This window comes from Kaistia defluvii, assembly GCF_026343955.1.
In the GTDB taxonomy this organism is placed as follows: Bacteria; Pseudomonadota; Alphaproteobacteria; order Rhizobiales; family Kaistiaceae; genus Kaistia; species Kaistia defluvii.
The window spans coordinates 156,084-176,600 of record NZ_JAPKNI010000004.1 but is presented as its reverse complement, the minus strand read 5'-3'; the positions used below and the strand labels follow the sequence as shown (position 1 = coordinate 176,600).

The window sequence follows — 20,517 nt, the reverse complement described above, 5'->3', positions numbered from 1 at the left end:
CTCGTCCGCAATCCCGGAGGCGGGGCGGTGGCTCGCTATTCCCAGCCAAACACGCTGCGGCCGGCATAGCTTGCCGACCGCTCACGCTCGTCGGCGATCATTTCCTCGACGCTCGGCCCGGTGGCGACGCGCTCCAGCCGGCGCGCCTGCTCGTCGAGCCGCTTCAGCGCCGCCATCTCTTCCGCCTCGCCGAGCTTCGCCTTCTGGACGGCCGAGGTCATGACGCGGATCGTGTTGTCATAGACGCGCAGCGGCACGGGGAAGGGGTGGCGGTCCTTGCCGCCATGCGCGAAGGAGAAGCGGGCCGGGTCGCTGAAGCGATAGGGCGCGCCATGCACCACCTCCGCCACCATCGCCAGCGCCTGCACCGTGCGGGCGCCGACGCCCGGCACCAGCAGCAGATCCGCGAAATCGGCCGGCCCCTGGTCGGCCGCTGCGGCCAGCGCCCCATGCAGCCGTCTCGTCACGACATCGCTGGAGCGTACGTCATGATGCGCCGGCATGATCAGATGCGGCAGCAGCATCTGGTCCGTGGGAGCAAGCAGCGGGGCCGTCTCGGCACGCAGCGCGGCGAACTCCAGCGCGATCTTGTCGGGCCCGAGATCGGCGAGCATGGTGAGCTGGCCGGAGCGCGAGGCCTCGGCGCGCTTGTCGGTCAGGTTGACGATCTCGCCTTGTTGCACGCCGTCGATCGCCGCATGCGGCGCCTCGACGAAGCTCGTCAGGCCCTCGGACAGCCAGTGATAGCGCCGCGCCTGATGGGTGTCGTCGTTCATCCCCTGCTGCACGACCACCCAATGGCCGTCATCGGTGACGATGAAGCCGTGCAGATAGAGATCGAAACCGTCCTGGATGGCGGCGCTGTCGACCTTGGCAACCAGCCGGCTGGCCTTGGCCAGCGCCATGCCGTCGAAGCCGACCCGCTCGCCGATGCCGATCAGTTCCTGCGGCGTCTGGCGGGAATGCCGTCCCTTGCCGCCGCAGACATGAATGCCGAGCTCGCGCGATAGCGGCGTCAGTCCGCGCTTCAGCGCCCCGAGCACGCTGGTGGTGATGCCGGAGGAATGCCAGTCCATGCCCATGACGGCGCCGAAGGACTGGAACCAGAACGGATGGGCGAGGCGGCGCAACAGTTCGTCGCGACCATATTCCTGCACGATCACCTCGCTGATCACGGCGCCGAGCTTCGTCATCCGGTCGGAGAGCCAGCGCGGCACATGCCCGCCATGCAACGGCAGATCCGCGCTTCCGGATCGCTTGGCCATCCCTGTTCGTCTTCCTTCTGTTCGATATTTCCTCAGTGACCTTAGCACAGAGAGGTCTTCCGAGGCCGCATCCAGATGGCAAACAGCAGGCTAAAACTGCCCTTTTTCCGGAACAGCGGGTTGCGTTCGCCTCCGATATTTGCTGCTGATATCCTTCAGTACATCGATAATCAGACAACGTAGTTTAAGGCACATCTATGATCGCATCGCTCCGGCTCAGAGTAAGCGGTGCGGTTGGGAAGATGGCCACATCCGTTTCTTTTCATCGCCAGCTCACCACTCAAAGGTCGACGAATGTCGCCGATCTCGAGGCAAGCCACGCGTGCGCGCCTGGCACGACGTAGGACCGAGATGAATTCATGATCGAGAAGACTGACGGATTTCGAAAAGACATCAACGGCTTACGCGCCTGGGCTGTCGTTGCCGTCATCGGCTATCATTTCAGCATCGCCGGTTTCTCGGGTGGCTTCATCGGCGTCGACGTCTTCTTCGTCCTATCCGGCTTCCTGATGGCTGGAATTGTCATTGGGGGCGTCGAGGCGATTGACGGATCGGCTGCCTCCGTTCGCGCCTTTCTCGCGAAGTTCTATCTGGCGCGCGCACGCCGGATTGTCCCAGCGCTGGCCGTGCTGTGTGCCGTGATTCTGGTCGTCGACTGGTTCGTCATGTCGGCAAAGGAATATGAGGGCGTCGGCAAGAACATCGTCAGCGCCCTGGCCTTCCTCTCGAACTTCCGCTTCAACCGGGAGGCGGGCTATTTCGATGCCTCCTCGCACGAAAAGGTTCTGCTCCACACCTGGTCGCTGTCCGTGGAGTGGCAGTTCTATCTGTTGTTCCCGCTGATCGTCATAGGCCTCTACAAGCTGTCAAGCAGCCGCTGGCGGCTGGCGATGGCGCTGGCTTGCCTGACCGCGGCGTCGCTGGCGCTGTCGATCTTGACATCCGCCAGCATGCCGGCCCGCGCCTTCTTCCTGCTGCCGTGGCGTGCGTGGGAGCTGCTCGGCGGCGCCCTCATCTGGCTGCTCTATCAGGTGCGTCCGCGCCTAAGTGACGTCCCCAAGATCGCACTGGAGATCGCGGGCTTCCTCCTGATCCTCGGCAGCATCGTGCTGCTCGATGCTTCTGTCGTCTGGCCCGGATGGCTCGCCGTTATCCCGGTGATCGGCACCGCGTTTGTTCTGCTGGCGTCGCGCCAGGATTCGATCCTCAGCGGTAGCCGGGTGGCCCAGTGGCTGGGGAAGGCGTCCTACTCGCTCTATCTGTGGCACTGGCCGATCGTGGTGGCGCTCTACTATCTGGAACTGGAGAAGGATTTCGTCGCGAGGCTCGCCGGTCTGGGGCTGACGCTGCTTTTGGGATGGCTCTCGTATCGGTGGGTCGAGACACCCACCCGCAAGCGTCTGGCCCGGATGCCCCGTCGCCTGGAGTTCGGCGCCATCATGGCCGGCCTGCTGGCGGTGATGCTGTCGGCCCATGTCGTGCGCAGCTTCGACGGCTTTCCCTCACGGCTCACTCCGGAGGTGAATGCGATCTTCGAGGCTGCCGATGACGTCAACCCGCGGATTATGCAGTGTCAGGGCAACGACAAGACTCGGGTCTCGGAGTGCACTTATGGTGGGCCGGATCTTGGGGTGGTGGTGATTGGCGACAGCCACGCCGGCAACATTGTGCGATCGGTCGAGAAGGCGCTGCCGTCCCCCAATCTTCATGTGCTGGATTGGACAATGGCCGGCTGCAAGACGATTGCCGGCATGAAGAAGATCGGCGGCCAGGTCGTCTCCTGTGGCGAGTTCGTGCAGTATGCGGTGGACAAGAGCAAGACGTTACCGCCGGCACCGCTGGTGATCCTGAACCGGACGAGCGTCGAAACGGATCCTCTGCAAGCGGTCGCCATGTCGCAAGCCCCGGGTTACTACATCAGCAAACCTCACGCCTCCCGCGACGCGGCATTCTTCGAGGAAATCAGGGAGGGCCTTATCTCGACGGCCTGCGCGTTTGCCCAGACTCGGCCCGTCTATTATGTCCGGCCGATTCCGGAGATGACGCATCATGTGCCGAAGTGGATGGGGCGGGCGCTCATGTGGGGCCGCCGGATTGATGCTTCGATCTCGCTCGATGCCTATCGCAAGCGGCATGCCTGGATCTGGGAGACGCAGGATCTCGCGGCGCAGAGATGCGGGGTCAAGATCCTCGATCCCTTGCCTTATCTCTGCGACAAGGAACGGTGCTACGGGGCGGTCGCAGGCATCCCGATCTATGTCGACGACAACCACCTGAACCAGCGCGGCGCGGATCTCATGATCCCGATGTTCCGGACGATCTTCGAGCCTGAGGCCGCGCCTCCCTCCGGAGCATCGAGCTAACGACGCTGGCGAGTTAGCTCAGCCGCCCCCGTCGCATACCGCGCAGGCTGTTGCCGAGGAACCAGCGCGAGGCGGTGGCGAGGTCTTTGGGGGTGATCTGCCGTTCGATCGCTGCCCCCGTTTCCAGCAGGTGCTGGCGCAGGATGCCGGGCAGGAGGCCGTCGGTGAGCGGCGGGGTCAGCAGCAGTCCATCCCGCTCGAGGAAGACATTGCTCCGCGTCGCTTCCGTCACGAAGCCGGCGCGATTGAGCAGGATCGCCTCGTCGGCGCCCTTGGCCGTCGCCTCGGCGAAGGCTGTATCGTAGAGCTGCCGGCGCGTCGTCTTGTGGCGCAGGAACGGGTCGGCGCTGTCGGCACGCAGGCTGGCGAAGAGCGTGGTGACCGGCCGATCCGGCTCGGGCGCGAGCGCGGGCGCGATCAGGTCGAACGCGCCGCTTCGGCGCAGTTCGAGCCGAACCCTCCGCGCGCCTTCGACGGGAAGCGTGGCGGCGAGCGCGGCAAAACGGGCTTCGATTTCGGCGCGGTCGAAGCGGAAGCCGAGCGCCTCGGCCGATCTGGCGAGGCGCGCCAGGTGCAGATCGAGCTGCTCGAAGCCGGTCTCCTGCGACCAGCGCAGTGTTTCGATCAGGCCGTAATCCACGGCAAGATCGGTGAGGACGCGCGCCTTGAGCAGGCATTCCGCATATTCGGCCGAGGCTTCCGAATCCGCGACGATGCCGCTGCCCACGTCGTAGCGACCCGTGCCATCGGGCCGCAGGGTCGCCGTGCGGATCGCCACGTTGAGGCGCAGGTCGCCATTGGGCGCCAAGGCACCGATCGAGCCGGTATAGACGTCGCGCGGAGAGTCCTCCAGTTCCCGAATGATCTGCATGGCGCGCAGTTTCGGCGCTCCGGTGATCGAACCGCAGGGGAAGACGGCCGGGATCCGATCCAGAAGCGACGTGCCGGGCAGGAGGCGGGCGGTCACCGTGGACGCCATGGCGTGGAAGGTCGGATAGGTCTCGACATTGAACAGGTTGGAAACCTCGACGGAGCCGACCTCGCTGATCCGGCTCAGATCGTTGCGCAGAAGGTCGACGATCATCAGGTTCTCGGCGCGCTGCTTCGGATCGGCGCTGAGCTCCGCCTTCGCCCGTTCGTCCGCCTCCAGCGTGTTCTGGCGTGGCACCGTGCCCTTCATCGGCCGGGTGGTGGCGCGGCCGTTGTCGATATCGAGGAAGAGCTCCGGCGATACCGACAGGATCGTTGCCGCGTCGAAGCGGACGAGGCCGCCATGCGAGACGGGCTGGCTCGCGCGCAGCGCCGCATAGAGCGCCAGCGGGTCGCCGTCATAGCGGAAGTCGATCGGGAAGGTGAGATTGACCTGATAGGCGTCCCCCTCGCGCAGATAGTCGAGGATGCGGGCGATCCGCGCCGCATGGCCGTCTGCGTCCAGTCTCGGCAGAGCATCGTCAAGCGGCGGGGGCGGCGCGAGGGCGCCGAAGAAGGCGTCCAGTTCCGGCGATGGAATGCGCGTCGGTTCGCGGAACAGGCCGAACCAGAGCAGCGGCAGCGTGCGCCCGGCTGGCATCGAGGCGATCAGGCGCTCCTGCAGCGCGTAGCCCAGTTCGTAGCTGAAAAAGCCCGCGGCATGCAGCCCCTGCGCCAGCCCGGCCTCGATCCGCTGGAGGGAGGCCTCGACATCCTCCGCTTCGTCGCAGCGGATGGTGTCGACGGGATCGGCATAGAGCGTTGCCGTCGCCGGTCTGGCCAGGCGGTCTTCCAGCAGGACGAAGGGCTGCTGCGCCGTCAGCAGGTCGGAAAGGGCAGGCGGCATATCGGGCGCGGTTCCTGAACGAATGCGAGAGCCGGAATCGGCAGGCGCTCATCCATAGCCGGAGCCGCGCCGCTTGGCGACGCCGCCCGCCGTGACGTTGGGATCAGGCGCGGTCGTCGACGCTTTCGAGGAAGCGCGCGAAGATCGGGTCGAAGCGGTCGGGCGCATCCCAGAAGGGCGCGTGGCCGGAATTGTCCAGTTCGTGCGCCTTGCCCTCCCAGAGGTTGGAATAGGTCACGTTGGCGACGAACTCCGTGTTGACGAAGGGTTCGTCGAGCCCGTTCAGGACGGCGATCGGCGGCGTCGGGCCGGCGACGATGGCGCTCTGGTCGCGGCCGGTCCCCGCCGCGAAGCTCTCGAACATCAGCCTGCGCGCGCGGCCATCGGTGCGGGCGACCGTGTCGAGCAGGAAGGATTCGAACGGCTCGCCGCAGGTGCTGCGCGCATAGGCTTCCACGTCGGCGTCGCTGAAGTCCTCTTTGCCGGCGAGGCCCATATGTTCGCTCGGCTTGAAGCCGAGTCCGACCTCGGCGGCCGACACGGGTGGCGTGCCGGTGATCATCAGGCCGAGCAGGCCGGGATAGCGGTCGATCATTTCCAGGCCGATATGGCCGCCGAGCGACCAGCCGAAGACGATCGCCTTCTCGATGCCGAGAAGGCCGAGGAACTCGGTCATCGCGTCGGCATAGCCTTCCATCGAATAGGAGCGCTTCGGATCGATCGCGTCGGACGAGGCGCCATGGCCGGGCAGGTCGGGCGCGAGGATGCGATAGCGCTCGCCGAGCGGCCCGTTCATCTGGTTGCGGAAGACCGCGCCGGAAGACGAATTGCCATGGATGAGAAGCACGGCGGTGCCGGTTCCCGAGGTCTCCCGATAGGCGATCTCGCCATGGCTGGTCTGGATCGTGCTGGTGGTAATCGTCATCCGGGTCTCCGCAAAGAATCTGCCGGTTTCAGCGGCATCTGCACAAGGGCGCGGCATGAAGATTTCGCTTGTGGCACCAGCATCTTCAGGCAGCTCAAGACTGTGAAACTATCTTTTCAAAAGAAGCCGCATATGCGTAGATTGTCAATTATCGCACGCAAGTGCACAGGTCGAATAAGAGGGGTCGCGACCATGGTTTCCCATTCCAAGACAAGTCGCCTGCGAAAGGTCATCCTGGGCACGGCGATGGCGACGATCTTCGCAAGCGCGCCGGCCTTCGCCGACGTCGTGAAGCTCGGCCTGCTCGCGCCGCTGACCGGTCCCGCCGCGGCGGATGGCCAGGAATACCAGCGCGGCGCGCAGATGGCGATCGACGAGGTCAACGCGGCCGGCGGTATCAACGGTCATACGTTCGAGCTCGCCATCGGCGATGTGAAGGACCAGTCGGCCAGCAACGTCACCAGCGCCGTCGAACGACTGCTGGGCGATCCGGACGTGCATTTCATGATGACCGGTTACGCCAGTCTCTCGAATTTCGAGATCGACAACATGGCCGAGGCCGAAATGCCCTACATGCTGGCGGCCACGTCGCAGCAGACCAAGGACATCATCGCTCCGGCGCCGGACAAGTATGGCTGCTGCTGGTCGCTGACGCCGTCCTTCGACGCCTACAACACCGATGTGACCTCGTTCGCCGAGAAGCTGGCGGCCGATGGCAAGATCTCGTTGCCGACCAAGAAGGTCGCGATCGTTTCGTCCGACAACGCCTATTCGAAGACGATCTCGGAAGGCATGAAGAAGACCTTCACCGAGAAGGGCTGGACGATCACGGTCGACGAAATCGTGCCGTTCGGCGAAGTGACCGACTGGCGCTCGATCCTCGCCAAGGTCCGCGAGAATGTTCCGGACCTGATCATCAATACCGATTACCTTCCCGGCAACTCGGCCTCGTTCCTGAACCAGTTCCTGGAGCAGCCGACCAAGAGCCTGGTCTTCCTGCAGTACGCGCCGAGCGTGCCGGAGTTCGTCCAGCTGACCGGCAAGAATTCCAACGGCGTGATCTACAACCTGTTGGGCGGCGCGCTGACGACGCCGAAGAACCCGCGCGCGGCTGAAGTCGCCGACAAGTTCAAGGCCAAGTTCGGCGTAGAGAGCGGCACTTATGGCGTCGCTCTCTACGAGATCTCAAACGTCTATTTTGACGCGCTGAAGAAGGTTGGCGACCCGTCCGACCACGCCGGCATCATGAAGGCGCTTGGCGAGACCGACAAGCAGACCGCGCAGGGCCGCCTGAAATTCGATCCGGCAACCCATCTGGCGATGCAGGGCGACGACTACATCCCGATCACCTTCTTCCAGATCTGGGATGGCGAGCGCACCCTGATTTCGCCTGCCGCCTACGCAACCGGCGAATTCAAGATCCAGCCCTGGATGCAGTAGGATATGGCTCTTCTAGAGCTGGACGGCGTGTCGAAGGCTTTTGGTTCGCTGAAAGCCGTCGATGGCGTCTCTTTCCAGGTGCAGGCCGGCGAGATCTTCGGGGTCGCCGGCCCGAATGGCAGCGGCAAGAGCACGCTGTTCAATGTCATCACCGGCATACCATTCGGCCCCGACAAGGGCCGGATACGGTTTGACGGCACGGATATACATGGGAAGTCCGGCAACGATATCGCCCGGCTTGGACTGGCGCGGACGTTCCAGCGCGAGACCAGCTTCGACGGTCTGACCGTGTTCGAGAACGCTGTCATCGGGGCTGGATATGGCGGCCCGGCGCGCAAGTCGGTGGCCGTGCGCGAGGCGGCGGCCGAGGCGCTCGAATTTGTGGGTCTCGGACCCCAGCAATTCGGCCGGCTGGCGGGCGAGCTCTCTGTCTTTGACCGCAAATGCCTGATGCTCGCCACCGCGATCGCGATGGAGCCTCGCATGCTGCTCCTCGACGAGCCGGCATCGAGCCTGACCAAACCGGAGATCGAGACCTCGATCGGCCTGATCCGGCGGATCGCCGGGCGCGGCATCACCATCGTCCTGATCGAGCACGTCCTGACCTTCCTGATGAGCCTCTCGCAGCATCTCCTTGTTCTGAATCAGGGAACCGTCCTGGCGGCGGGCGACCCGAAAACGGTCATCTCCGACCCGCGCGTGGTCGAGGCCTATCTGGGTACCCGGAGGCCCGACGCGTGAGCAATCCCATCCTTTCCATCGAGGGCGTCACCGCCGGCTACGGCCGCGTCACCGTGCTGCGCGACATCACGCTGGAAGCCGGCCGTTTCGGCAATGTCGGCCTTTTCGGGCCCAACGGCCATGGCAAGACGACGCTGCTTCGGGTCGTGTCGGGCCTGCTGAAACCGCAATCCGGCCGCGTCGTCTTCGACGGCGTCGACATTGCTGGCGAGAGCGCCCGCAGCATCGTCGCCCGTGGCCTCATTCATGTGCCGCAGGGCAACCGGCTGTTTCCCGACCTCTCGATCGGGGATTGCATGGCGCTCGGCGCCTTCTCGCCGCATGCCCGTCCGCATGAGGAAGAGAACCGCGAGAAGGTGGTGAAGCTCTTCCCCAAGCTTGCCGAACGCTGGCGCCAGAAAGTGCGCACGCTCTCGGGCGGTGAACGGCAGATGGTGTCGATCGGCACCGCGCTGATGAGCCATCCACGCCTGCTGATCCTCGACGAGCCGACCCTCGGCCTCGCGCCGAAGATCAAGGACGAACTCTGCGCCTCGGTGCTGGAGATCTCGCGCGGCGGCGTGCCGCTGATCGTCGTCGAGCAGGATATCGAGTTCCTTCTGGAACTCAGCCAGCAGCTCTACCTGATCGACCACGGTGCGGTATCGACCGAGATCAAGCCGGGCGAGAAGAGTCTCGGCCATGAAGAGATCATGTCGATGTATTTCGGCCATTGAGGGCACCGATGCAGATATCAAGCGCATCGCGTGACATACGCTTTCCTTGCTCCCCGGTGATGCCACCGGCGCGGCAGATCCCGGCCTTCGCGCCGACAGAAGGGGCTCCGGCATGAGCAGCGCATTCGCCGATATCGCCTTTGGCGGCCTGTTCCAGGGCTCGCTCTACGCCATGATGGCGGTAGGACTGGCGCTCGTGTGGACCACCATCGGCGTGTTCAATTTCAGCCATGGCGTGCTGATGATGCTGGGCGCGTATGTCGCCTGGCAGTTGATCGAGATCGGCCTGCCGGCCTGGGCCGCGTTTCCGCTGGCGATCGTCGCCATGGGCGGCGTCGGCTGGCTTCTGCAGGCGAGCGTGGTTCGTCCGCTGATCGGCCGGCCGAACATCGTGCTGGTCGTCGTCATCACCACGCTTGCCGCGGGATCGCTGATCGAGAACGGCGCGCTGACCGTCTGGGGCCCGCGCTCGAAGCAGCTGCCGAGCCTGATCGCCGGCAACACGACGATCGGCGGCGTCGGCGTCTCGCTGCACCAGATCGCCATCATCGTTATCACGCCTGTTATCCTCGGCGCGCTCTGGCTGTTCCTGAACCGCACGCGGCTCGGCCTCGCCATGCGCGCCGTGGCCCAGAACGAGGATGCAAGCCATCTCGTCGGCCTCAACGTGACCGCGCTTTACGGCCTCGCCTTCGGCATCGCCGCGTCGCTGGCCGGCCTCGCCGGCATCTTCATCGGCGGCTATCGCTTCATGTCGCCGGTGATGGGCAGCGATCCCCTGCTGAAGGCGCTGATCGTCGTCGTCTTCGGCGGCATCTCCAGCGTCTCGGGGCCGATCTTCGCCGCCTATCTGATCGGCTTCTTCGAGGCCGCCTGTAACTATTATTTCGGGCTCTACTGGACGCCCACGCTGCTGTTCGCCGTGCTCATCCTGATCCTGATGGTGCGCCCCGAAGGCATCTTCGCCAGCCGTTCCCGAGGACTCGCATGACCGACGCCGTCGCCCCCGCCATTCCGACCCGCGCGGTTCCGGTCTCCCCGGGCCGCACGCCGTGGAAGCATGAGGCCATAGGCTTCGCCATTGCCCTTCTGGTTCTGGCGTTGCTGCCGCTCTTCATCGGAGACACCTACAGCCGGCATGTGCTGATCATGGTGTTCATCTACGCCGTGGTCGCCTCCAACTGGGACCTCAGCCTCGGCTATGGCGGCGTGTTCAATTTCGGCCATCTGGCGCTGTTCGGCATCGGCGTCTACGCCTACAGCCTGCTGACCAAGCTGGTCGGCCTCGATCCGTGGCTGGCACTGTTCGCCGGCGGCGTGATCGCAACCGTCGCCGCGGTGTTGGTGACCATTCCGATCCTGCGGCTGAAGGGCATCTACATCATCTTGGTGACGTTCGGCTTTGCGCAACTGGTGATGCAGATCGTCATCAGCCAGTCCGCGATCACCGGTGGCACGCAGGGCCTGGTGCGCGTGCCGGGGCTCTACTGGTTCGACCACAACATGATCCGCGACGGCAAGTTCGCCTATTTCTACATCGCGCTCGGCCTGCTGGTCGCCAGCACGATCTTCCTGCGCGTCTTCGTCCGCTCGCGGCTGGGAGCGGGCGTCGTTGCGCTGCGGGACAATGAGGAATACGCAATCAGCCGCGGCATGTCGCTGGTGCGCCAGCGCATGATCACGCTCGCCGCCAGCGCCTTCTTCACCGGCATGGCGGGCGCCTTCTACGCCGCCTACCAGCGCAATGCCTCGGTCGACGTATTCGGCATGAGCCTCGCCACGATCATCCTGTCGATGGTGCTGCTCGGCGGCGCCAGCACGATCTATGGGGCGATCATCGCGTCCTTCGTGCTGACGGTGTTTGGCGAGGCGATGGCCGATTTCGGCGCCTGGCGGCCGATGATCACGGCTTTGCTGATCATCGTCGTGATGCTCGTCTATCCGAGCGGTCTCGTCGGCATGATCCGCGCCGGCTGGGGCGCCATCGCCGTGCGCATGAAGCGCACGGCCTGATTGCTGTCTTAGTGCGGCGCTATCGGACGCCGCACCAGTCGATCACCGCCGCGGCGATGACCTTGGTCGCCTCGACCAGCGACTCGATCTCGACATACTCGTCGGCCCCGTGCAGGCCGTCGCCGGTGGGGCCGAAGATGACGCCATCGACGCCCGCGCCGGCATAGTGCGCCGCGTCGCAGACGGCGACGAAGCCCTGAACCTTGGTCGGGCTTCCCAACTGGTTACGGCGGGCTACCAGAGACTTAACAAGCGGATGCTCGACCGACGTGTTCATCGGCGGGAAATGCAGGCCGCCCAGTTCCCATTCGATCACCGGGGGATGCTCGCGCAGCCACGCATCCTGCTGTGCGAAGTGATGCACGAAGGCCTCGAAATCGCGGCGATAGTCGGCCGAGGTCTCGTCCGGCAGGAACTTCATGTCGAGGTCGAGCACGGCGACATCCGGGATGATCGCCGGATTGCTCATCACCGTCGGCAGGCCGTTTGCGCCTAGGCCGGTGCCGCCATGCATGACGCCGATATTGATCGTGTTCATGCCGACCGGCAGCAGCGGATGCGACTTGGCGCGGGTCCGGTCCAGTTCGTACTGGCGAACGGCGGTGATGAAGCGTGCGGCGAGTTCAATGGCATTGACGCCATGCACCATCGCGCCCGGCTCATGCCGCTGCGGGTAGATCTCGTTGAAGCGGAAGGCCGAATGCGCGTTGCGGCCGCGGATGGTGACGCGTGCCCATTCCAGCCCGCCCTCGACCGGCAGCACGTCGCCCCAGGTCGGCTCGGCGACGATCAGGCCCTTGGCGAGCTTGCCCTTGGCAACGGCGTCCATGGCGCCGAAGCCGCCCGATTCCTCGTCGACCACGGCGTGGATGGCAAGGCGGCCTTCCAGCGTGATGCCGGCCTTGCGGATGGCGCGGGCGGCCGCGATGCAGGCGGCGAGGCCGCTTTTCATGTCGATGGCGCCACGGCCATAGAGCTTGCCATCGGAGATCGCGCCGCCGAACGGATCGACGGTCCAGTCCTTCTCGTCGCCGACCGGCACGACGTCGATATGACCGCAGAGGATGAGGCTGCGTTCTTCCGTACCAGGCTTCTCTGCGACGAGGTTGGGCCGACCGGGCAGGGCGTCCCACTGCTCGGTCGCGAAACCCTCGGCGGTCAGCACGCGATCGAGATGCGCCTGGACATCGGCCTCGCGGTTGATGGCGGGGTCGAGGTGAAACTTCGGATTGACCGAGGGAATGCGGACGATGTCCTGCGTCAGGCCGATGACCCAATCGCGATCCGCCTCGATTTCTGCCTGTACCGCGGCAATCGCGGCTTCCTTATCCAGCATGGTTCGTGCCCTTTCCCTGACATTCATCGGCAGCGTGCCCCCTCGGCGTGCCGCTCATTGCGTTGAAACGTCCTGCAGAACCCGCGTCATGCGTCGGGTCCAGTCCGCGATCCCGGCCGCGTCCGAGATGAGGTCGTTGCGGATCTCGACCAGGATGGCGGGATTGCCGCGATCGGTGCCGAAGACGGGGATCGCGTAGTCCTCGTCGCGGTCGATGACGTAGGGGACATTGGCGCCGACCACCAAGGCCGGGTCCTGCGCCAGCGCCGCCATGGTCGCCTCGGCGAAATCGGCCGATTGATCGAACAGGATGCCGACATGCCAGGGGCGAGCGACGCCGAGATAGACCGGCGTGAAGCTGTGAATCGCGACGATCCGCGTCGGCAGGCCCGCCGCCTCGCGCGCGTCGAGTCGGGCCGTGATCCGGTCGTGGAACGGATCGAACACCCGCTCGCGACGCCGCAGGAACTCGGCCTCGGTGAGATCGACATTGCCGGGGATCGAGGTGGCCTCCGACCGCACCGGCATGCTGGACAGGCAGCCGAAGGGGCGGTTCAGGTCGACCAGGAGCCGCGAATAGGTGCCCAGGAAAGCAGGCGCGCCCAGCGCTTCGGCAAGCCCTCGAGTCACGGCGGCGGCGCCGACATCCCAGGCGATGTGGCGCTCGAGATCATCCTCTGTGACGCCAAGGCGGTCATATTCCGCCGGGATGTGGTTGGCGGCGTGCTCGCAGATCAGCACGATCTCGCAGTCGCTGTCCTCGTTGAGGACCTCGATCGGCTCCGGCCAGTCGGCCAACGAAACGGATTGGGTGTCCACGCTCAGTACCGCGCTCCGAATGCGGCGCAGACCGCTTCGCGCGACAGGCCCTCCATCAGGCCGATCTCCGCCTGCTTCATGACGAGGATGCTCTCCAGTAATTTGGAGGGCAGCCAACTCGATAGAATCCCATCCGCCTTCAAGGCTTCCAACGCTTCAGGCAACGTCTCAGGCAGGCGGCGCAAACCCTTGGATTGACGCTCGCTTTCGCTCATCAGCGTCGGATCGCCATTGACGATGGGAGGGGTCGGCAGCGCTTCCCGAAGCCCGGCGAGCCCGGCCCAGACCAGCGCCGCCATGGCGAGATAGGGATTGGCCGTGGCGTCGGCGGCGCGATATTCGACGTTGAACTGACTGGCGGGATCGCGCCCACCCTTCGTCACCACCGGGCAGATGCGCAGCGTCGCCTCGCGATCGCGGTCGCCCAGCCAGGTGAAGGACGAACTCCAGTTGTGCGGCGCCAGCCGATAATAGGAGGGAACGCTGGGTGCCGTCAGCGCCGTGAGCGCGGGCAGGTGGCGGAGAATGCCGGCGCAGAACGAGCCGGCAGCGGTGGAGAGCCCGCCTGGGCCGGCCGGGTCGTAGGTCGCCGGCGTGCCGTCCGCGTCGATCAGGCTGAAATGGATGTGCACGCCATTGCCGACCTCGTTCGGCGCGGGTTTCGGCGCGAAGCTGGCGCGGCTGCCCATGAGGCGGGCGATCTCACGGGTGATCTCGCGGATCGCGATGGCGCGATCCGCGGCGGTCAGCGGATCGGTCGGCGCGTGCGTCACCTCGAACTGGTCGGCGCCATATTCGGCCAGCACCATTTCGGGCTCGACGCCGGCTTCCTCCAGCGCTGCGACGAGGCGAGGAACGAACGGATCGGCGCTTCGCAGCGCCTCGAACGAGAAGGCGTGAAGCGGCGCGGCATCGCCGGTCCCGGCCGGCTGGAGCTTGAATTCCTGCTCAAAGGTCGCCTTCAGCGTGAAGCCTGTTTCTGCTTTAAGCGTTGCCAGCGCATCGCGCAGCAGGGTCCGGGTGCACGCGCTCCAGGGCGAGCCGTCGAGCTCGATGATATCGCCCATCACCATGTCGAAAGGCGTCTCGGCGCCCGTGACCGTGCTGCGATAGCGTGCGGCCAGATCCGGCAGGATGCGAAGGTCACCGGAGGAGCCCCAGGGGTTCGGGTCGGCGATCGTGTTGAAGGCGGTCAGGCAGATATTGGCGGGAACCCAGCCCACGCCCGTTTCGGCTGTCTTCTTCAGCCGATCCGCCGTGACGGGGCGGCCGCGCGTGACGGCGGCCAGATCGGTGGTGACGACACTGGCCAGCGAAGGAAGCTCGCTCACTTGGCGCCGCCCAGTTCTTCGAAGCGAGCCGCGACTGTCGCCGTGTCGGAAACCCAGCAATAGCCGCCGAAAGCCTTCAGCGCATTGGCATGGCGTTCCGGCGTCGGCGCCGCGCAGGCATCGGCGACGCAGGTGACGAGGAAGCCGCGATCGGCACCGTCGCGAACGGTCATGTCGACGCACTGGTCGGTGAGAATGCCGGCGACGACCAGATGGCGGATGCCGAGATTGCGCAGCAGGTAGTCGATGTTGGTCGAGTTGAAGATGCCCGACGAGGTCTTCGGGATGAGAATCTCGTCGCCGATCGGGGCGACCTCGGAGACGGGCAGGCCGGCGGGAGAACTCGGCGGTATGTGAATCGGCGTCAGCTTGTGGTCGAGCGAGCGGTCGCGGCCATCCTCGGTGAGGCTCTGGATGATGGTGTGCAGCACCTCGACTCCCGCAGCCCGCGCCGTCGCCAGCAGGCGCTGCTGGTTCGGGATCACTGTCTCGCGCGTCTGGCGATAGAAATAATGGTCCGCCCCCCAATCCGCGTGGTCGGGATCCAGGCCAGGCTCCAGCCAGATGCGCTGCATGTCGACCAGGAGAAGCGCGGTCTCATTGGGCCGGAAGGGCTCGTCGCGGCGCGGCAGGGGCGAAGTCATGGCGTGGGTATCTTTCTGGCTTTGGCGGATCTGGGTTTGGCCGAGGCGGGGACGGGCTTGTCGCCGGCGCCGGCTGGGTTCGGCGTCCCGGGAATATCGAGTGTGACGGCGTTGGCCCGGCGGATCGCTTCGATTTCCTCGATGCGTCGGCGGGCGGGCTGGCCGCGGCTGTCGAGCGCATGGGCGCACACCGCCTCGACCTGGGCGACGGCCGTCGTCAGCGTGTCGAAGGGGGAAAGCGCGTCCGTGGTCGCGACCATGGTGAGGGTAGCCACGTCGGCGATCGGCGAATGAGACGGGTCTGTGAAGAGCAGGATCTCGACGCCGTGGCGATGCGCCTGCTGGGCGAAATCGACGACGTCGGACTGATAGCGTCGGTAGTCGAACACCACCAGCAGGTCGCGCTTGCCCATGTCGATCAGCAGGTCGAAATCCGCCGGGGTCAGCGCGCCGATGTCGCGAATCCCGGGCCTGAGCTGGATCAGGTGGGCGGCCAGCATCGAGGCGACGTGGCGGCTGAAGCGGCCGCCCAGCAGATAGACCTGGCCCTTGCACTCCAGCAGCATCTCGACGGCGCGTACATAGAATTGCGACGGCACCGCCGTCTTGGTTCGGTCGAGGCTCTCGGCGATCGAATGGAAATAGGCGAGGGCGGGAGCGACTTCGCCGGCAGGCGGTGGCCGCTTCACTTCCAGCATCAGCAGCGGCGACAGGAGCCGCGCTTCGACTTCGGCGAGAAGCTTCGACTGGAACTCGGCGAAACCGCTGTAGCCGAGCTTGATCATCAGGCGGGTGACGGTCGGATCGCTGACGCCGGCGCGGCTGGCCAGGCGTGTCGCCGTGCCCAATCCCAACATCGGATAATCGTCCAGAAGTGCCTGGACGATCTTCGATTCCGCCGAGGTGAGGACCAAGCTCGTATTGGCGAGATCTTCGCGGATCGACATCCTTCCACCTCTGCTTGACGATTGATAAATCTCTTACAAAGTTTCAGGTTGATGTCAATTTTGGAAGTTGGCTTACAAGCCTATCTTCCGCCCTTCCCGAGTGGCTAAAGCGGCTCGGCCGGCGCGGGGATTTCCGGTGGCTGTTCGACCTGCGCAAGCGTCACCGCCGCGGACGGCGCATCGATCGCCTCGATGTCCCGCACCCATTCGCGCCAGATGGCCACCAGCAGCGCCATCAGTACCGGGCCGATGAAAAGGCCGAGAAAGCCCAGCGTCTTGACGCCGCCGACCAGGCCGAAAATCGTGGGCAGGAACGGAAGCTTGATCGGGCCGCCAACCAGCTTGGGACGCAGCGTCTTGTCGACGATGAACAGTTCCACCGTTCCCCAGATGAACAGGCTGATGCCGGCGACGATCGATCCGCTGGCCGCCAGATAGATCGAGACCAGCGTCATCGCCAGCGGCGCGCCGCCGGGGATCAGCGCCATCATGCCGGTGATGACGCCAAGCGTGATCGGCGAGGGCGCCCCGGCGATCCAGTAAGCGAAGCCAAGCACGATGCCTTCGCCGATCGCGATCAGTGTCATGCCGGTCACGGTGGCGCTGATGGTGGCGGGAACGACGCGGGAGATCCGCTCCCAGCGCATTGGAATGATGCGCTCGCCGATCAGGTCGACCTTGGCGACGAACAACTCGCCGTCGCGGAAGACGAAGAACAGCGTGATCAGCATGAAGATAAGCGTGAGCAGCAAACCGAACAGGCCGCCTCCCGCGGCGAGCACCGCGCGGTAGATGTTGCCGATATTGGCGCCGCTGATCGCATAGATCATCTCGCCGATGGCGCCTGGACGGCCGACATATTCGGCCCAGCGGAGGGAGAGCCAGTCGCCGATGCCGGGGATGTTGGCCATCCAGGCCGGAACGTCGGCGCCGAAACGATTGGTCTGGATGGCCCAGGCCGAAAGTCCGCGAACCTCGTCAATGGCATACCAGGCCGCGATGGCGATCGGCACGATCAGGAACAGCGTGAAAAGCGCCAGCGCAACCGTGGCGGCTACCGTCCGGTTGCCGCCCGTAAAACCGACGATGCGTCGATAGATCGGCCAGCCGGCAAAGGCGATGACCAGAGCGGCCAGAACGGGAACGACAAAGCTGTGAAAGAAATAGATTCCGGCGATGCCGATGAGGATCAGCAGCCAGCGTGCCGCCGAAAGCGGGGCAATCAAGCCGGATCGGGAGGATCCTGCAGCGCCGAGTAGGCGCGGTTCGCGCGTCGGCAAGGGTGCTTCCGCAGGGATTCGCACGTCTGGCAAGTCATGTTCTCCAATGGGTTAGCACAGATGACACAGAATGCCGGAGGGGCTTGATCCTGCCGAATGCGGAAACCTGCGTCAGTGTGGCGGATGCGGCTGCCCATGCCAACGCACACCGCCACGCATTTTTAGAGCTTTCCGCAGCGGTTGTGGAATGGCTCATCGTCGCAGCATTCTTTGTTTGCGAGATTAGGCCGCGCGTCCCTTTCCATGCAGGCCAAAAGCGCCGGTGCTAGACTAAGCTGGTGATTTGAACGGAGCGCGACGGTCTTGCGGCAACCGGCGGCCTCGCCGGTCATTCTGAGCGGGGCGGAACCCTGTATCGTGGGTCGTGTTGAATGCTGAAGCGATCCAGCCGTCAAAGAGGAGAACAGGAATGACCCAGTTTACAGAGCAGCAGATTGCGGACGAAGCCCACAGATTGTGGCTCGCGGAGGGAAGCCCCGAGGGGCGGGCGGCCAGTCACTGGCAGCAGGCGATCGAGAATCTCAAGGCCGCGTCGCAGGCTCCCAAGAGCCAAAGTGAAATCGCCGGCGAAAGCATGTCCCCGGAAAAGATCGCCTCGGAACTCTGAAGTCCACGCGTTTCGCGTGGCAGGGATGAATGCGGACAAGTCGACCTTCGATCCGGGCTTCGTCGATCCGGCTGGTTTCAGGCGGATCGGTTAGATCGGATCGGATGGCGCCTCGCATCTGCGGTGTGGCATATGCCTGATCGAAGCCGTGGTGATCGGCCGGTATTATCCTGATGTTGGGTGGGTAATAATATCATGAGAATATTTGATATATTACCGTCCGCAGGTAAAATTGGCGTGAGTTTCATACTTATGGAATGAACGCCAGTTCGTTCCGCACTATTGTTTCGCCGGACGGGGATTTCAAAGGGATGCCCTGACCATGAAACGCTATTTCCTGATTGCAATTACATCCTTGACTATCGGGTTGGCTGGCCAGGCTATGGCTAAAGAAATGGATATGGCAAAGCTAACCTGCAAGGAAGTCGGGTCCATGCCGCCTGCCAGGATTATTGGCGTCGCCATGTGGATGAGCGGCTATATGCATGGCAAGGCCGGTAACACGATGGTGGATGGCGAGATGGCTCATGCCAATGCGGAGAAAATCGTCAGCTACTGCAAGAGCAATGCGAGTGCCACGCTGGCAAGCGCCGTAGAGGCGGTTTCCAAGTAACGCCAGAGACGAGATGCCAGGCGGTGCGCGTCTCCAAGCGCGTGGCGGTCGGGCGCACCGAGCGCCGATCTCGGTACGAAAGAGGCGTCCTCGGGGCGCCTTTTTTGTATTTTGCGCCGGGGAATGCGCCTGAGCGAGGCGCTTTTGAGCGGCGCGGACGTCTCTTCGCGGGCTTGTCTGGCATCGATAGGCGGAGGGTATGTGAATGCCGATCGAGTGACGGCTGGGATCGGCGCAGCCAGGTGGCTCAGGGGCTGCTTCCGTAACGGGATGCTACCTTTGCACCGATCGTCGAGGCGATCTCGCGCACTCTCTGCTTGTCATGGTCGAGGCTCAGCCCTTGTTCGGCCCGCTGCAAGGCCAGGCGGGAGTGCTTTCGGGCATTCTCGGCGTATCGCCCTTCGGGATCCAGGCTGGCCAGAGCCCGCAGCGCTTTCTGCAGCCGGATCGCCACCTCGATGATCGACGCGCTGTCGCGGGCGATCGGCGTGAACAGATCGTCGAACAGATCTTCCAGCTTGACGCCCGGTACAAAGACCCTCGGATAGCGGACGCCGTCTTTCGTCGCCGGATCCACCGGCTCGTTCCAGATCGCAAGCACGCGGATCGCGCGGCCGATGACATCGATGGCGGTGCCGGGATCGTTGATCGCCGGCGACAGCGCGCGCGAGGCGATCTCGCTCAGGACGCAGGCGCCGAAGCGCGGATCCTGGTCAAACGAGCGCGTGTCGCCGATCGAGAAGCAATTGCAGATGGCTGCCCGCTGATCTTCGCTTTCGATCGCCTCTGCCCATGCAATCGGAGCGGTGGGTACCGAGAATTGTCCCGGCAGCGAGGCGACGAAAACGCGCCCCTTCCCCTGTTCCGCGATTTCGGAGAGTTCTCCCGTATCGATATGCTGCACATAGCCGATGCGCGGTGAATAGATCGGGTGCGCCGTGCTGGGAATCGTCGTCTCCGGATCCGGCATGGGCTGGCCGCCGAGATAGGGATTCTTGCGGCGGGCGCGCATGGCTTGTGCCGTGACATCCTCGACGCGTTCCGTGGTCTCGGTAACCCTGCCAAGGCGCGACAGGTGATCGATCCAGCGCAACAGGGTGCCGACGATCAGGATGATCACCGCGATTGTAACGATGAACAGGACCACGCGTCCCCGGTCGCCATAGGCGCCGGTCGACAGAACGATGATACCGACCAGGCTGAACAGAAACGAGCCGACGAACGTGGACAGGACGTTGTGGGTGGTCGTGTCCTCCATCACCAGCCGCGTTGCCCGAGGCGTCACGTTGCTGGTCGCTGCGGAATAGGCGGAAACCATGGTGCTCAGGGAGAATGTCGTCACCGCCAGCATGCTGGAGGCGATGATGCCGAGGATGCGATCCACCGCGTCGGCGCCGATCTTGGCGGGCAGATCCTCCGGGATATAGGGGGATATGATGATCGCGAGGAAGGCGGTCGCGATTGCCAGCACCGAAAACAGCGTGGCGCGCACCCAGATGCGGCGCGTGAGCTGGGACAGAAGCCATAGCCAACGTGAGGTCAATGCAAGCCTTTCCGCATCCGAGTGAGTTCTGGCCCGGACGGCAAACTCTCAGCCACTGCGCCGACGCGAGTCTGGCTTATCTTTTCTGAGTTGTCTTTTCTTTCCTGCGTCGCCTTCG

General features: G+C 64.5%; 18 protein-coding genes. 8 read left to right on the top strand and 10 right to left on the bottom strand.

Features of this window, described 5'->3' with window-relative positions:
- Positions 1-35: 35 nt before the first annotated feature.
- Positions 36-1,265: a DUF763 domain-containing protein gene (locus tag OSH10_RS11865; protein WP_266331949.1), complete on the bottom strand. Its 1,230-nt coding sequence runs from the start codon at positions 1,263-1,265 to the stop codon at positions 36-38.
- A gap of 359 nt (positions 1,266-1,624) precedes the next feature.
- Between OSH10_RS11865 and OSH10_RS11860 the strand changes: the two genes are divergently transcribed.
- Positions 1,625-3,628 carry an acyltransferase family protein gene (locus OSH10_RS11860; protein WP_266331948.1) on the top strand — a complete coding sequence of 668 codons (2,004 nt, stop codon included), beginning with the start codon at positions 1,625-1,627 and terminating at the stop codon, positions 3,626-3,628.
- A 13-nt stretch (positions 3,629-3,641) separates the two neighbouring features.
- Here OSH10_RS11860 and OSH10_RS11855 read toward each other — a convergent pair whose 3' ends face one another.
- Positions 3,642-5,444 (bottom strand): aminodeoxychorismate synthase component I, encoded by a 1,803-nt coding sequence (locus tag OSH10_RS11855; protein WP_266331947.1) that lies wholly within the window; start codon positions 5,442-5,444, stop codon positions 3,642-3,644.
- 103 nt (positions 5,445-5,547) lie between these two features.
- Positions 5,548-6,369 carry an alpha/beta fold hydrolase gene (locus tag OSH10_RS11850; protein ID WP_266331946.1) on the bottom strand — a complete coding sequence of 274 codons (822 nt, stop codon included), beginning with the start codon at positions 6,367-6,369 and terminating at the stop codon, positions 5,548-5,550.
- Positions 6,370-6,561: 192 nt separating this feature from the next.
- Between OSH10_RS11850 and OSH10_RS11845 the strand changes: the two genes are divergently transcribed.
- From OSH10_RS11845 to OSH10_RS11825, 5 genes are all read left to right on the top strand, one after another.
- Complete coding sequence (locus OSH10_RS11845) at positions 6,562-7,809, top strand: ABC transporter substrate-binding protein (RefSeq protein WP_266331945.1); 1,248 nt, start codon at positions 6,562-6,564, stop codon at positions 7,807-7,809.
- A gap of 3 nt (positions 7,810-7,812) precedes the next feature.
- Positions 7,813-8,550 (top strand): ABC transporter ATP-binding protein, encoded by a 738-nt coding sequence (locus OSH10_RS11840; protein ID WP_266331944.1) that lies wholly within the window; start codon positions 7,813-7,815, stop codon positions 8,548-8,550.
- A complete protein-coding gene (locus OSH10_RS11835) occupies positions 8,547-9,266 on the top strand; it encodes an ABC transporter ATP-binding protein (protein ID WP_266331943.1) in 720 nt (239 codons plus the stop codon). The genes OSH10_RS11840 and OSH10_RS11835 overlap by 4 nt, the downstream gene beginning before the upstream one ends.
- A gap of 112 nt (positions 9,267-9,378) precedes the next feature.
- Positions 9,379-10,257: a branched-chain amino acid ABC transporter permease gene (locus OSH10_RS11830; RefSeq protein WP_266331942.1), complete on the top strand. Its 879-nt coding sequence runs from the start codon at positions 9,379-9,381 to the stop codon at positions 10,255-10,257.
- Positions 10,254-11,279 (top strand): branched-chain amino acid ABC transporter permease, encoded by a 1,026-nt coding sequence (locus OSH10_RS11825; RefSeq protein WP_266331941.1) that lies wholly within the window; start codon positions 10,254-10,256, stop codon positions 11,277-11,279. The genes OSH10_RS11830 and OSH10_RS11825 overlap by 4 nt, the downstream gene beginning before the upstream one ends.
- 19 nt (positions 11,280-11,298) lie before the next feature.
- On the opposite strand, the gene OSH10_RS11820 is transcribed toward OSH10_RS11825, so the two are convergent.
- The 6 genes from OSH10_RS11820 to OSH10_RS11795 all read right to left on the bottom strand — a co-directional run bounded on the left by OSH10_RS11820 (position 11,299) and on the right by OSH10_RS11795 (position 17,582).
- The gene (locus OSH10_RS11820) at positions 11,299-12,615 is read right to left on the bottom strand and encodes a M20 family metallopeptidase (protein ID WP_266331940.1); all 1,317 of its coding nucleotides are present in this window, start codon (positions 12,613-12,615) and stop codon (positions 11,299-11,301) included.
- Between the two features lie 54 nt (positions 12,616-12,669).
- Positions 12,670-13,434, bottom strand: coding sequence for an N-formylglutamate amidohydrolase (locus OSH10_RS11815; RefSeq protein ID WP_266331939.1), 765 nt, complete (start codon positions 13,432-13,434; stop codon positions 12,670-12,672).
- Positions 13,435-13,436: 2 nt separating this feature from the next.
- The gene (locus OSH10_RS11810; protein ID WP_266331938.1) at positions 13,437-14,765 is read right to left on the bottom strand and encodes a glutamine synthetase family protein; all 1,329 of its coding nucleotides are present in this window, start codon (positions 14,763-14,765) and stop codon (positions 13,437-13,439) included.
- The gene (locus OSH10_RS11805) at positions 14,762-15,409 is read right to left on the bottom strand and encodes a cysteine hydrolase family protein (protein WP_266331937.1); all 648 of its coding nucleotides are present in this window, start codon (positions 15,407-15,409) and stop codon (positions 14,762-14,764) included. Before OSH10_RS11805 ends, OSH10_RS11810 begins: the two co-directional genes overlap by 4 nt.
- Positions 15,406-16,356, bottom strand: coding sequence for a MurR/RpiR family transcriptional regulator (locus OSH10_RS11800; RefSeq protein WP_266331936.1), 951 nt, complete (start codon positions 16,354-16,356; stop codon positions 15,406-15,408). The genes OSH10_RS11805 and OSH10_RS11800 overlap by 4 nt, the downstream gene beginning before the upstream one ends.
- A 104-nt stretch (positions 16,357-16,460) precedes the next feature.
- Complete coding sequence (locus tag OSH10_RS11795; protein ID WP_407660707.1) at positions 16,461-17,582, bottom strand: AI-2E family transporter; 1,122 nt, start codon at positions 17,580-17,582, stop codon at positions 16,461-16,463.
- Between the two features lie 463 nt (positions 17,583-18,045).
- Between OSH10_RS11795 and OSH10_RS11790 the strand changes: the two genes are divergently transcribed.
- Both OSH10_RS11790 and OSH10_RS11785 read left to right on the top strand, forming a co-directional pair.
- On the top strand, positions 18,046-18,243 hold the full coding sequence (locus OSH10_RS11790) for a DUF2934 domain-containing protein (RefSeq protein ID WP_266331935.1): 198 nt from the start codon (positions 18,046-18,048) through the stop codon (positions 18,241-18,243).
- 322 nt (positions 18,244-18,565) lie between these two features.
- Complete coding sequence (locus tag OSH10_RS11785) at positions 18,566-18,856, top strand: HdeA/HdeB family chaperone (protein ID WP_266331934.1); 291 nt, start codon at positions 18,566-18,568, stop codon at positions 18,854-18,856.
- Positions 18,857-19,103: 247 nt separating this feature from the next.
- Here OSH10_RS11785 and OSH10_RS11780 read toward each other — a convergent pair whose 3' ends face one another.
- On the bottom strand, positions 19,104-20,399 hold the full coding sequence (locus tag OSH10_RS11780; RefSeq protein WP_266331933.1) for a DUF2254 domain-containing protein: 1,296 nt from the start codon (positions 20,397-20,399) through the stop codon (positions 19,104-19,106).
- Positions 20,400-20,517 lie beyond the last annotated feature (118 nt).

Excerpts from the sequence above, each read along its gene's own strand:
- OSH10_RS11865 (WP_266331949.1), bottom strand. The coding sequence starts at position 1,265 with ATGGCCAAGCGATCCGGAAGCGCGGATCTGCCGTTGCATGGCGGGCAT.
- OSH10_RS11860 (WP_266331948.1), top strand. The coding sequence starts at position 1,625 with ATGATCGAGAAGACTGACGGATTTCGAAAAGACATCAACGGCTTACGC.
- OSH10_RS11855 (WP_266331947.1), bottom strand. The coding sequence starts at position 5,444 with ATGCCGCCTGCCCTTTCCGACCTGCTGACGGCGCAGCAGCCCTTCGTC.
- OSH10_RS11850 (WP_266331946.1), bottom strand. The coding sequence starts at position 6,369 with ATGACGATTACCACCAGCACGATCCAGACCAGCCATGGCGAGATCGCC.
- OSH10_RS11845 (WP_266331945.1), top strand. The coding sequence starts at position 6,562 with ATGGTTTCCCATTCCAAGACAAGTCGCCTGCGAAAGGTCATCCTGGGC.
- OSH10_RS11840 (WP_266331944.1), top strand. The coding sequence starts at position 7,813 with ATGGCTCTTCTAGAGCTGGACGGCGTGTCGAAGGCTTTTGGTTCGCTG.
- OSH10_RS11830 (WP_266331942.1), top strand. The coding sequence starts at position 9,379 with ATGAGCAGCGCATTCGCCGATATCGCCTTTGGCGGCCTGTTCCAGGGC.
- OSH10_RS11825 (WP_266331941.1), top strand. The coding sequence starts at position 10,254 with ATGACCGACGCCGTCGCCCCCGCCATTCCGACCCGCGCGGTTCCGGTC.
- OSH10_RS11820 (WP_266331940.1), bottom strand. The coding sequence starts at position 12,615 with ATGCTGGATAAGGAAGCCGCGATTGCCGCGGTACAGGCAGAAATCGAG.
- OSH10_RS11805 (WP_266331937.1), bottom strand. The coding sequence starts at position 15,409 with ATGACTTCGCCCCTGCCGCGCCGCGACGAGCCCTTCCGGCCCAATGAG.
- OSH10_RS11800 (WP_266331936.1), bottom strand. The coding sequence starts at position 16,356 with ATGTCGATCCGCGAAGATCTCGCCAATACGAGCTTGGTCCTCACCTCG.
- OSH10_RS11790 (WP_266331935.1), top strand. The coding sequence starts at position 18,046 with ATGACCCAGTTTACAGAGCAGCAGATTGCGGACGAAGCCCACAGATTG.
- OSH10_RS11785 (WP_266331934.1), top strand. The coding sequence starts at position 18,566 with ATGAAACGCTATTTCCTGATTGCAATTACATCCTTGACTATCGGGTTG.